The sequence below is a fragment of the Thalassococcus halodurans genome (assembly GCF_900108225.1).
Classification (GTDB): domain Bacteria; phylum Pseudomonadota; class Alphaproteobacteria; order Rhodobacterales; family Rhodobacteraceae; genus Thalassococcus; species Thalassococcus halodurans.
On record NZ_FNUZ01000001.1, the window covers coordinates 581,488 to 593,414 of the forward strand.

An 11,927-nucleotide genomic window follows, 5' to 3' on the forward strand; every position below is an offset into this window, starting at 1 on the left:
CGATTATTCCGCAGGCGCGGGCAGCGGGCGCGACAACACGGTTTCACGACCCGGTTCCGGATGACGCGGGATCAACAGCGCAAGGCCGAGAGAGGTCAGCGCCATGCCGGATGCCATCAGAAACACCAACTGCGGCGATTGCAGCCAAAGATAGCCCAAAAGCGCAGGCAGGAAGACCGCTGCGATGTGATTGATGGTAAAGGCCACCGCCGCCGTTGGCGCGATATCGCCCGGATCGGCGATCTTCTGGAAATAGGTTTTCAGCGCCAAGGCCAGTGCAAAAAACAGGTGGTCCAGCACATACAGAACCGCCGCCAGCACCACGCCCCAGCCGAACCAGTAGATACCGCCATAGGCAAGGAACACGGCAGCCAGACCCACGTATTCAAACACCAGCGCATTGCGTTCGCCGAAACGGTGCACGGCATGGCCCATCAGGGGGGCAAAGATCATGTTTGCGATTAGGTTGATCAGATAAAGCGCCGTAACTTCGTGCACGTCAAAACCAAAGCGTTCGACCATCATGAAGCCCGCAAACACCACAAAGATCTGGCGGCGCGCACCGGCCATGAATTGCAGCAGGTAATACAGCCAGTACCGACGACGCAGGACGAATTTCTTGACCTGCGGATTAGGCGCTTCGAACTGAGGGAAGGCCAGAATGCAGTAGGCCACAATGACAATCGTCAGCCCGCCCGACGCGAGGTAGACGAAGTTGTAGCTTAGATCTAACGACTCCCACGTCATCACGATCAGCACATAGGCCACCAGCGTCGCCGCGGACGCGGCAGCCACCAGTTGGCCCAACACCTGCGGCGCGCGGTTTTTCGGCAGCCATTGCAGCTGCAAAGACTGGTTCACCGTTTCGTAATAGTGAAAGCCGATCGACGACAGCATGGTGATCGTCAGGATACCACCCATGGACGGGAACCAAGCCGTGACCGCCGTCGCCGCCCCCAGCATCAACAGCGCGACCATGGCCAGAACCTGTTCCCGCATAAACATGATCACGACAATCACACCGACTGCCAGAAACCCCGGAATTTCGCGAACGGTGTGCAGCCAGCCGATGTCAGAGCCGTCGAAATCGCCGACCTCGATGACAAAGTTGTTCAGCAGCGCTGACCATGTCGAAAAGCTAAGCGGCATGGCAATCGCCATGAGGAACAATAGCGTGACGGGCCGCTGCCAGAATGGCAACGTGCGGGCGTCTTCAAGGGGAACAATACGGGCCATGCGTTTGCTTTACGCCGATTGTTGCCCCTTGGCGAGTGCTGAAATTCAGCCCGAGAAGCGGTAATTCACATCCGCAAAGCTATCGCGCGGGAAGCCGTAGAGAAAGCGCAAACCATCAGGACCTGCGACAACATCATGTTCCGCATTTTCAGGGATATAGAGCGCGATGCCGGACGACAGTTCGTGTGCCACGCCATCGATTGTGACTATGCCTGACCCGGACAGACCGAAGTAGAACTCGGACGGATCATGGCGGTGTGCGCACAGCGTGCCTTCAGGACCGAATTCAGCGACCCCCAGGACCATGCCGGATGTCTGCGTGCGGTCAGCCGAAAATAGCGTGCGCCAAAGTACCGTGCCAAACGCAGGGTCTTCGCCGCCCTCAAGGGGCGCATGCGCCGCATTGGACACGACTGGCATTGCCGCCATGACCGCTGCGAAATCGGTTTCGACTGTGTGTACCTCGCCTGCCGGCATGTCGACGACGGGCATATCTTCGTTGGAATAGTCCATGCCGCATCTCCCATTGCAGCGTGAATTGTCCAAACAGGCTAATCGAATCACGACGTGTCGCACTTGCCTATGTGCGACACGTTTTTGTCGTTTTGAGGCTCAGGCCCGGATGCGCCAACCGGTGCGGAAAATCCACCAGATCACGCCCATGCAGATGACGGTAAAGCCCCCAATCGCCAGAAGGCTGACAAAGATCGGCACATCGGCCAGCCCGTAGAATGACCAGCGGAAGCCCGAAATCAGGTAGACCACTGGATTGAACAGGGCGACCGTCTGCCAGAACGGCGGCAGCATCGAGATCGAATAGAACGCCCCGCCAAGGAAGATAAGCGGCGTCACGACCAACAAAGGCACCAGTTGCAGCTGTTCAAAGTTGCTGGCCCAGATGCCGATGATGAACCCCATCAACGAAAAGCTGAGACAGGTCAGCAGCAGGAACGACAGCATTGCCAAGGGGTGCGCGATTTGCAGGTCCACAAACAGCGCGGCGGTCCCAAGGATCACGATCCCGATGAACAACGCTTTTGTCGCGGCGGCCCCGACAAAGCCCATCACGATTTCAAGGAAATTGATGGGGGCCGACAGGAATTCGTACATCGTCCCGATGAATTTCGGGAAATAGATGCCGAAGGACGCGTTGGAAATCGCCTGAGTGATCACCGACAGCATCACCAGACCCGGCACGATGAACGCCCCATAGCTGACACCTTCGACCTGATCGATGCGGCTGCCGATGGCGGCGCCGAAGACCACGAAATAGAGCGATGTCGAAATGACAGGCGAAATAAAGCTTTGCGCAAGGGTGCGGAAGAAACGCGCCATTTCGAACTTGTAGATGGCTGCGATAGCGGTCCAGTTCATGCCGCGTCCTCCTTGTTTCCGGTGTTGTGGACAAGGTCGACAAAGATGTCTTCCAGCGACTTCTGGCGCGTCTGAATATCGCGCACGCTCAGGCCTTCGGCGGTCAACGCGGCGATCAGGCGGGCGATGCCTGTGCGTTCCGCGGCGGTATCATAGGTGTAGACCAGCGACGCGCCGTCATCACACAGGTCCAAATCGAAGTCGGCCAGCGCTTCAGGAAGCTCCGACAGCGACTGCTGCAATTCGATGCACAGCTGCTTCTGCCCCAAACGCTGCATCAGCGCGTCTTTTTCCTCGACCAGCAACAACTGCCCGCCCGAGATCACACCGATCCGGTCGGCGATGGCTTCGGCCTCTTCGATGTAGTGGGTGGTCAGGATGATGGTCACGCCATCGGCGCGCAGTTCTTCGACGATCTCCCACATGTCGCGACGCAATTCCACATCGACGCCAGCGGTGGGTTCATCCAGAAACAACACACGCGGATCATGGGACAGCGCCTTGGCGATCAGCACGCGGCGCTTCATACCGCCGGACAATTCGCGAATGGCCGAGTTGCGTTTGTCCCAAAGCGACAGGCGGCGCAAAATCTGTTCGATGCGCGCATCATCGCGCGGCTTGCCGAACAAACCACGGGAATAACGCACCGTGTTGATGACCTTTTCAAACGGTTCAAGGTTGATTTCCTGCGGCACCAAGCCAACCATCGTGCGCGCGGCACGGTAGTCGGTGATCACGTCGTGACCACCCACACGGACGTGCCCGCCCGTCGGCGTCACCAATCCGCAGATCGTGGAAATCAGCGTGGTCTTGCCCGCGCCATTGGGGCCGAGCAAAGCCAGAATCTCACCCTTTTCAATAGTCAGAGTGACACCTTTCAGCGCCTCGAAGCCGCCATCATATATTTTTCGGACGTCATCGATTTCGACCATTCCAGTCATACGCCACCTCACTTTCCAGACGCGCACTCTACCAATGCTTAATCCTTTAGCAATGCGCACTAACGCAGAGCTAACGTGCATTTCGGTTTAGTCGTTCCAGACAACAAACATTAACAGACGCATGACGACAGAGATTTATACAAACCGGCCAGCAGCTGGGATCGCGCTTGTGGTTATCGGTATCATCGCGATTTCGATAAACGACATGCTGGTCAAATGGTTATCAGCGGACTACCCGCTGCATGAAATCATCGCCATACGGTCCTTTATCGGACTGGCGTTGATCCTGGCCTTTCTCCGATTTGACGGGGGGCTAACGTCACTGCGAACGCGCACTCCGGTGATCCATATCCTGCGCGGTTTGTGCATCGTGATGGCCAACCTGACCTTTTACGCCGCCGTCGCGGTCATGCCCTTGGCGCAGGTCACAGCGCTTTTCTTTGTGGCGCCCCTGTTCATCACTCTCCTGTCCGTGTTCTTGCTAAAAGAAGCGGTCAGCGCCGCCAGCATCGTAGCGGTTTGCGTGGGATTTCTGGGCGTTATGGTGATGCAGCGCCCATGGGGCTCGGGCGAGACCGACACGCCGACGCTGGTCTTTTTCCTGCCGATCATGGCTGCGTTTCTTTACGCCCTGACCCAGACACTGACGCGAAAACTGGGCCTGACAACGCGGGCCTCTGCGATGGCGGTTTATACGCAATCGATCTTTCTGATCATCTGCGCGTCCATGTTCCTTATGGCGGGCGACGGGCGCTTTGCCGCAAACACCACGAATGAAAGCCTGCTATTCATCGTCAAACCGTGGATCGTGCCCCCGGCAGAGGACCTTTTGATCCTTGCGCTGCTGGGCGTTCTATCCGCCATCACGGTGTTCACCCTGACGCAATCCTACAGGCTGGCCAAAGCCGCCATCATCGCACCATTTGAATATATCGGCATGCCGCTGGCCATCCTGTTGGGGTGGCTGGTCTTCGGCGAATGGCCCACGATCGAGGTCTGGATCGGCTGCGCCCTGATCATCGGCGCGGGGCTTTATGTTCTGGCACACCAGAAAGCCAGGCCGCGCCCCCACCCAAAGTCAGCACCTGAGCGCGGCTTACATGCCGCGCACAGTGTCGATCATCAACTTGACGTTTTCAGGGTCCGCATCCGGTGTAATGCCGTGGCCAAGGTTGAAGATGTGCGGGCCGTTGCGGAAGGCTTCGACCACACGCTTGGTTTCCGCCACCAGCGCATCGCCGCCTGTCACCATATGGGACGACGCAAGATTGCCCTGCACGCAACCCGACACCTGAACATGCTCGGCGGCCCATTCCGGCGTAACGCTGTCATCAATCGCCACACAGTCGGCACCCGTTGCCTGATGGAAGCCGATGTAATGATCACCCGCCTGACGCGGGAATGCGATGACCGGCAGGTCAGGGAAACGCGACTTCAGTTCAGAGGTGATAATCCGCGCCGGTTCCTGCGCGTATTTGATGAAATCGTCACCCTTCAGCGACCCCGCCCAGCTGTCGAAGATTTTGACAACCTCGGCACCGGCCTTCACCTGCTCGGTCAGATAATCGATCGTGGATTCCGTCAGGCGGTCGATGATCTTTTCGAACAGCGCACGGTTTTCTTCTTTCATTGCGTGGGCCGGCCCCTGATCCGGCGTACCCCGACCCGCGATCATATAAGTAGCTACCGTCCAAGGCGCACCGGCAAAACCGATCAGCGTGGTTTCCTCGGGCAGCTCGCGGCGCAGGATGCGCACGGTTTCGTAGACGGGGTTCAACGTGTCGTGGATCATCTCGCCGCGACCCAGCTTGTCGAAATCCGCATCCGACGTGATCGTCGATAAACGCGGCCCTTCGCCGGTCACGAACCACAGATCCGCGCCCAGCGCCTGCGGCAGCAACAGGATGTCGGCAAACAGGATCGCCGCGTCGAACCCGTAGCGGCGGATCGGCTGCAGCGTAACTTCGGCCGCCAGTTCGGAGTTGTAGCACAGCGACAGAAAGTCGCCCGCCTCGGCCCGTGTTGCGCGGTATTCCGGCAGGTAGCGACCCGCTTGCCGCATCATCCAGATCGGCGGTGTGGGCAGCGTTTCGCCTTTCAGAGCGCGCAGGATGGTTTTGGTCATGAGGGCCTCCTAAAGTGTTGTGACCGTGGTCCAATGTCCGTCCCCACATGTCAAGGCCGGTTGTCAGCCCGAAATGACGCAGCTAATGCTGTCGCATGAACATTCAGCTACCGACTCCCGACAGCCCGCTTCGTATCGGCACCCGCGGTTCGCCGCTGGCCGTGGCGCAAGCCCACGAAACCCGCGACCGTCTGGCCGCCGCCCATGATCTGACCCACAACTGCTTTGAAATTGTGGTGATCAAGACGACCGGCGACGACCGCAGCCTGATCGACGCGGATCGTCCGCTGAAAGAGATCGGCAACAAAGGTCTGTTCACCAAGGAAATCGAAGAGGCGATGCTGGACAGCCGCATCGACATCGCGGTCCATTCGTCCAAAGACCTGCCCACAGTCCAGCCTGACGGCCTGATCGTCGATTGCTTTCTGCCCCGCGAAGACGTGCGCGATGCGTTTATCTGCGAAGACTACGACACGATCCACGACCTGCCCCAGGGCGCGGTTGTGGGCACCTCGTCGCTCCGCCGCCGTGCACAACTTCTGCACCGCCGCCCCGATCTTCAGGTCGTCGAATTCCGCGGCAACCTGCAAACCCGCCTGAAAAAGCTGAATGACGGCGTGGCCTGCGCGACCTTCCTTGCGATGGCGGGCTTGAACCGCCTGCGTATGGACAGCGTCCCGAAACGCGCAATTTCGCCTGACGATATGCTGCCCGCCGTGGCACAAGGCGCAATCGGCATCGAACGCCGCGTCAGCGACGAGCGCGCCAAGGCGATGTTGGATGCGATCCACGACGCGGACACCGCCACACGGCTTGACGCGGAACGCAGCTTTCTTGCTGAACTCGACGGCTCTTGCGAAACGCCCATCGCGGCGCTGGCGGAACTGGACGGCGACACAATCACCCTGCGCGGAGAGGTCCTTCGCCCCGACGGCACCGAGGCCATCGCAGACAGCCTGACAGGCCCCGCAGAAGACGCCGCCACCATCGGCCGGACGCTGGCCAAATCGCTGCTTGATCGCACGGGCCCCGGTTTCTTCGACTGGATCGAAAAACCAACCGCGTAACGCGCCTGCTGACATGATTCCAATTTGCACCTGACAAAGCCCCGATCACATCTGTGGTCGGGGCTTTCTGTGCACAACGGCATCCAGAATATCCGGTGTTTTCACGGAAAAGTAGGCGTTTAGACACGCGAATCCGACGCGTTTTTCGGCGGAATACCCCCAAAAGTATCGGGTATTGCGCCATACCTTTCCAAAGGCCGCTTTCACGCACAGAGTTTCGCTGGGGAACCACCACTACACCACTTGATCACCACGCAGGAAACACACGCTTTTCCTGTGCCGGTCGAAGTTTGTCTGCGCGGAGGAGGCGCACACTTATGGACGGAAACACCCGGTTGCACGATACGCCTGATTGGATCGCGAACATCACAATCCAAGAGTTGGAAAATAACCCGTATCCTTTTTACGAACGCCTGCGGAAAGAAGCCCCTGTTGCCTTTATTCCGGCACTGGGACTTTACATCGCTTCCACCAAGGAAGCCTGTCGTGCGATCGCCAAGGATGGCGAAACATGGGGCGGATTTATCTCGCCTGCGGGCGGGCGCACGTTTGGTCATCCCAACGTGCTGAACGTAAACGGACCCGAGCACAAAGAACTGCGCTGCATGGTCGATCCGGCGCTTCAGCCGCGCGCGGTTGATGGCTATGTCGAAGACCTCGTTCGCCCGATTGCCCGCCGTTACGTCGAAGCCATCGAAGACAAAGGCGCGGCCGATCTGGTCGCAACCTTCTGCGAACCGGTCAGCGTGCGCGCATTGGGCGACTTGCTGGGCCTGCAATCCGTCAGCTCGGACAAGCTGCGCGAATGGTTCCACAAGCTGTCGGTATCCTTCACCAATGCGGCCGTAGACGAAAACGGCGATTGGGCCAACCCCGAGGGCTTTACACCGGGTGACGAGGCACGTGCCGAAATCCGCGAAGTTGTCGATCCGCTGCTGGATAACTGGGAAAAGAACCCCGATGACAGCGCCCTGTCGCACTGGCTGCATGACGGTATGCCCGAGGGCAAAACACGCGACCGCGAACGTATCTACCCGACGCTTTTCGTCTTCCTGCTAGGCGCGATGCAAGAACCCGGTCATGCCATGGCATCGACCATCGCGGGGCTTTGGACCAACCCCGAACAGTTCGAACGCGTCATCGACAACCCGAAACAGATCCGTCGGGCGATTTCCGAAAGCCTGCGCTGGACCTCTCCGATCTGGTCGGCTGTGGCACGTCAGGCGAAAAAAGACACCACTGTTGCGGGCGTTAATCTGCCTGCCGGTTCGGTGGTGATGCTGTCCTACGGATCGGCCAACCACGACGCCAACGACTATGACGCGCCGTCCAAGTTCGACATGGATCGCAAACCGGTGCCACATATTGCGTTTGGTGCGGGCCCACACGCTTGTGCGGGCACCTACTTTGCCTCTGAAGTCTGCCGGATCGGGCTGGAAGAACTGTTCGAAACCATTCCCAATCTGGAACGGGACGAAACCAAGGAAATCGACTTCTGGGGCTGGGGCTTCCGCGGCCCGAAAGAGCTGCACGCAAAGTGGGAGGTCTAAGCCCTATGGCGTTCAAGATTTCTTTGAACGATGGCGAAAGGTCCGCGCTTGCGAGTGCGGACCAATCCCTGCTGGATGCCTTTCTTCGGGAAGGCATCTGGCTGCCACACAACTGCACCCAAGGCACCTGTGGCAGCTGCAAATGCCGTGTTGACGCCGGATCGTTCGATCATGGTGGATCGCCTTTTGAAACGCTGACACAGGAAGAACGCGACGCGGGCATTGTTCTGGCCTGTCAGGCCCACGCGCAATCCGACATGCTGATCGAACCGCTGGCCGAGATCGACGACAGCGTCACCCATCATCCGATGCGCGACGTGTCAGGCCGGATTGCGGTGCTAGAGGATATCGCCCGCGACACCCGCCGTCTGGTGATCGAACTGGACGCCGAGATGCCGTTTCTTGCGGGGCAATATGCCGAACTGAACGTGCCCGGCACCGATGTTTGGCGGCAGTATTCCATGGCCAACGCGCCGTCCGAAACGCGAGGCCTGGAATTCCATATCAAACGCACGCCCGGCGGTCTGGCTACGGATGGATGGCTGTTCAAATCTGCGTCCGTTGGCGACCAAGTCAATATGAAGGGCCCATTGGGCAACTTCGGCCTGTTCGAAGCGCAGGACGACCCCGCCATCCTGATTGCGGGCGGAACGGGTCTGGCACCGATGAAATCCATTGTGCTCCATGCGCTTGCCCATGATCTGATCCCCGAGATTTTCCTGTATCACGGCGGGCGCGGTCAGGCGGACCTGTATGACGTCGAGTTTTTCCGCGCGCTGGATGCCGAACACCCCCGCTTCCATTATCGTCCCTGCCTGTCCGAGGAAGCATGGCAGGAACGGTCCGGCATGGTGACCGATTGCGTGCTGGAGGACTTCAGCAGTTGCAAGGGCATGTCGGCCTATCTGTGCGGCCCGCCCGCCATGGTCGACGCTGCTGGCAAAGCGCTGAAACGCCGCCGCCTGCCGCCCCGCCGCACCTTCAAGGAAGAATTTACAGAGGCCGCCAAGATCGCGGCGGAATGAGGAGAACAACATGCATACACTGATGGTGCTTTACGGTCAGCCGACAGATCCCGAGGCCTTCCGCCGCTACTATACCGACACCCACCTGCCGATTGCGCAGGCCCTGCCCGGGGCAAAGAACCTGCGCTATACCCTGAACCTTCAGGGACCAGAGGGCGCCGCGCCATTCATTGCCAAGTTCGAAGCCGATTTCGACAGCGCAGAGGCGATGGGCGCTGCTTTGGCCTCGCCCGAGGGGGAGGCCGCCAAAGCCGACACCGCGAATTTCGCCACAGGTGGTTTGGAAATCCTGCACTACGCGTCGTGATCCGGCCCGAGAGGCGCCGCCCGCGACCGAATAAGCGCGCTAAGTAACAAATGTCGGATCGGCTGACCCGATCCGACAGCTTTATTCAGGGACGCGGAACGTCAGGCTGGCCCAGATGGATTCCCAAGCAGCATCGCCTTCTGCCTGAACCTCAAGCTCGCGTAACAGCACGGAATCCACCAGATACTCGACGCCTGCCTCAACCGGCAGGACAACGCGGCCCTCGGCATCTGTGCGGTACTGGCTCACAACCACCTCATCGCCGGACCGTGCAAACAGCTCGACCTGTTCGTTCGCGCGCGGCGCGCCCTGATACAGAACGCGCACCGGAAATCCGGCACTCAGATCATCGGTATAAGGGTTGGCTTCTGCCACGATCTCGATCTCAAGACCAACCTCGCGGTCCGCGCCCTGCCCGTTTCCAACTGCCACCAGCGATTTGCCAAAGCGAGTATAGCTTTCGCGCACCTTCTGACCCGACAGGCCACGTTCTTCCAGACGATCCAAAGCCCAGGTGAAATCCTTGTGCTTGGTGAAATTCACGAATTTCTCAAACTCGTTGTAGGTCAGATCATAGGCACGGGTCTGGTGCACGATGACAGCCAGCCCTTCCTGCCCGACCGCCATATTCATCGCAGGCCGGTCGCCAGCACGACCTTCAACTGCCATCACCTCGTCGCCCATGACCACGTCAAAGCGGGTAAAGTTCGGCGGGATATAGGCGTAGGATGAGCCTTTGAAATTCTCGCCCACCCGTAGATGGACAAGGATCGGTTCATCTGGCGCGACGCGGTAGGTTTCGGGCGAAATCCAGAACTCATGTGCCCACAAAGACTGCGGCAAGGCCAAAGCCAACCCCAGTAACATTCCCCGCCATCGCGCCATTATGCTTACTCCGCTGAACGGCAAACCTGCCGTTGATGTCCCAGACCTTCGACGGTCAGCTCCATCACATCACCGTCTTTCAGGAACATAGGCGGGTTTTTCCCCATGCCCACCCCGGGCGGTGTGCCTGTGGCGATCACATCGCCGGGCATAAGCGTCATGAACTGGGTCAGATGCGCGATGATCTGCGGCACTTTGAAGTGCATCGTGTTGGTCGATCCATCCTGCTGGATTTCACCGTTCACCGAACAGGTCATCTTCAGATCATGGGGATCAGCGACCTCGTCCTTGGTCACCAGCCACGGGCCGATGGGGCCGAATGTATCGTGGGATTTACCCTTCAGCCACTGACCAGACCGACGCATCTGGAAGTCGCGTTCGCTGACGTCATTCACAATGCAGTAGCCTGCGACATAATCCATCGCGTCCGCTTCGGACACGTATTTCGCCTTCTTGCCGATAACAAACCCCAGCTCGACCTCCCAGTCGGACTGAACCGAGCCGCGCGGGATTTCGACGGTGTCATTCGGGCCGGTGATGCAGGTGATGGCCTTGGAAAACACGATGGGCTCTTCGGGCAGTTTCGCGCCAACCTCGGCCGCGTGATCCACATAGTTCAGACCAATCGCCAGAAACTTGCCGACCTGACCGACGCAGGGGCCAAAGCGCGGGTTGCCATCCACCAAAGGCAGGCTGGCGGGGTCGACTGCGGCCAGTTTCGCCAGACCGTCATCTGTCAGCACGTCACCCGCGATGTCATCGACAACACCGCTCAGATCACGGATCGCGCCGTCCGCATCCAGCAAACCCGGCTTTTCCGCGCCACTTTCCCCATAGCGTACAAGTTTCATGGCTCTTATCCTCCCGTATGAACTTTGGGGCAAGGTAGCGACCTGTCGGAAAGATACAATCCACCCGATACGTTGTCCGGACAGAAAGGCTTAACCGGTCTTCAGCTTCTTCTCGAACTCGCGGGCGAAATCGCTGGCGCGGGCGCGGAATTTTCGTTGGACGGAACTGCGGGCCAGCTTGATCGACTGCACAAGGATACGCGCCGACAGTGTCTTGGGCTTCAACGTACAGGTAATGCTGACGCGTGTGCGGGACCGCGACAGGGACAGGCATTCCAGATCGGTGATCACCGTCAGACCGGCCGAGGTGCTTTGGAACTGCATCGCGTTCGGGCGGTCAAAGCGGGTCAGCGTGATTTCGGCCTGACGCGTTTTACCACGATAGCGGAATTCCGACGCCCAGCGCATGCCGACAGTGGGTTCATCAACCTCGTCAATCCGGCGCACATCGACGCCGCGGCGCAGGATCGCACGTTCGAATTGCTCAAAGTTGCTCAGGCCGTCGAAAACCTGCTCCAGAGAGCCTTCGATATCCTCTTGTGCGGTGATTTCCACGGTGCCTGCTC

General features: G+C 59.1%; 13 protein-coding genes and 1 pseudogene. 5 read left to right on the forward strand and 9 right to left on the reverse strand.

The genetic code is table 11. From position 1 onward, the window contains the following. Positions 1 to 3: 3 nt before the first annotated feature. The 4 genes from C4S59_RS02905 to C4S59_RS02920 all read right to left on the reverse strand — a co-directional run bounded on the left by C4S59_RS02905 (position 4) and on the right by C4S59_RS02920 (position 3,551). Entirely contained in the window at positions 4 to 1,236 is a 1,233-nt protein-coding gene (locus C4S59_RS02905) for an MFS transporter (protein WP_103908959.1), read from the reverse strand. Positions 1,237 to 1,281: 45 nt separating this feature from the next. Beyond that, positions 1,282 to 1,749, reverse strand: a complete 468-nt coding sequence (locus C4S59_RS02910) for a cupin domain-containing protein (RefSeq protein ID WP_234994659.1) — start codon at positions 1,747 to 1,749, stop codon at positions 1,282 to 1,284. A 99-nt stretch (positions 1,750 to 1,848) separates the two neighbouring features. Then, a complete protein-coding gene (locus C4S59_RS02915; protein WP_103908960.1) occupies positions 1,849 to 2,610 on the reverse strand; it encodes an ABC transporter permease in 762 nt (253 codons plus the stop codon). Further along, positions 2,607 to 3,551: an ABC transporter ATP-binding protein gene (locus C4S59_RS02920; protein WP_103908961.1), complete on the reverse strand. Its 945-nt coding sequence runs from the start codon at positions 3,549 to 3,551 to the stop codon at positions 2,607 to 2,609. The genes C4S59_RS02915 and C4S59_RS02920 overlap by 4 nt, the downstream gene beginning before the upstream one ends. A gap of 205 nt (positions 3,552 to 3,756) precedes the next feature. Here C4S59_RS02920 and C4S59_RS19760 point away from each other — a divergent pair. Further along, positions 3,757 to 4,041, forward strand: a pseudogene (locus tag C4S59_RS19760) (EamA family transporter); the annotation flags it as partial. On the opposite strand, the gene C4S59_RS19765 reads toward C4S59_RS19760, so the two are convergent. Both C4S59_RS19765 and hemE read right to left on the reverse strand, forming a co-directional pair. Next, the gene (locus C4S59_RS19765) at positions 3,942 to 4,163 is read right to left on the reverse strand and encodes a hypothetical protein (RefSeq protein WP_234994660.1); all 222 of its coding nucleotides are present in this window, start codon (positions 4,161 to 4,163) and stop codon (positions 3,942 to 3,944) included. The pseudogene C4S59_RS19760 and the gene C4S59_RS19765 sit on opposite strands and share 100 nt — an antisense overlap. A 484-nt stretch (positions 4,164 to 4,647) precedes the next feature. Beyond that, the gene (gene hemE, locus C4S59_RS02930) at positions 4,648 to 5,676 is read right to left on the reverse strand and encodes a uroporphyrinogen decarboxylase (protein ID WP_103908962.1); all 1,029 of its coding nucleotides are present in this window, start codon (positions 5,674 to 5,676) and stop codon (positions 4,648 to 4,650) included. 95 nt (positions 5,677 to 5,771) lie between these two features. On the opposite strand from hemE, the gene hemC reads away from it, so the two are divergent. The 4 genes from hemC to C4S59_RS02950 all read left to right on the forward strand — a co-directional run bounded on the left by hemC (position 5,772) and on the right by C4S59_RS02950 (position 9,625). Continuing rightward, complete coding sequence (hemC, locus tag C4S59_RS02935; RefSeq protein WP_103908963.1) at positions 5,772 to 6,743, forward strand: hydroxymethylbilane synthase; 972 nt, start codon at positions 5,772 to 5,774, stop codon at positions 6,741 to 6,743. A 317-nt stretch (positions 6,744 to 7,060) separates the two neighbouring features. Next, positions 7,061 to 8,293: a cytochrome P450 gene (locus C4S59_RS02940; RefSeq protein ID WP_103908964.1), complete on the forward strand. Its 1,233-nt coding sequence runs from the start codon at positions 7,061 to 7,063 to the stop codon at positions 8,291 to 8,293. 5 nt (positions 8,294 to 8,298) lie between these two features. Continuing rightward, on the forward strand, positions 8,299 to 9,318 hold the full coding sequence (locus C4S59_RS02945; RefSeq protein ID WP_103908965.1) for an FAD-binding oxidoreductase: 1,020 nt from the start codon (positions 8,299 to 8,301) through the stop codon (positions 9,316 to 9,318). Positions 9,319 to 9,328: 10 nt separating this feature from the next. Then, positions 9,329 to 9,625 (forward strand): EthD family reductase, encoded by a 297-nt coding sequence (locus C4S59_RS02950; protein WP_103908966.1) that lies wholly within the window; start codon positions 9,329 to 9,331, stop codon positions 9,623 to 9,625. Positions 9,626 to 9,706: 81 nt separating this feature from the next. Here C4S59_RS02950 and C4S59_RS02955 read toward each other — a convergent pair whose 3' ends face one another. The 3 genes from C4S59_RS02955 to C4S59_RS02965 form a co-directional block, all read right to left on the reverse strand. Then, the gene (locus tag C4S59_RS02955) at positions 9,707 to 10,492 is read right to left on the reverse strand and encodes a DUF4198 domain-containing protein (protein ID WP_103908967.1); all 786 of its coding nucleotides are present in this window, start codon (positions 10,490 to 10,492) and stop codon (positions 9,707 to 9,709) included. Between the two features lie 23 nt (positions 10,493 to 10,515). After that, the gene (locus tag C4S59_RS02960) at positions 10,516 to 11,361 is read right to left on the reverse strand and encodes a fumarylacetoacetate hydrolase family protein (protein ID WP_103908968.1); all 846 of its coding nucleotides are present in this window, start codon (positions 11,359 to 11,361) and stop codon (positions 10,516 to 10,518) included. Between the two features lie 90 nt (positions 11,362 to 11,451). Beyond that, positions 11,452 to 11,916, reverse strand: a complete 465-nt coding sequence (locus tag C4S59_RS02965; RefSeq protein WP_103908969.1) for an SRPBCC family protein — start codon at positions 11,914 to 11,916, stop codon at positions 11,452 to 11,454. Positions 11,917 to 11,927 lie beyond the last annotated feature (11 nt).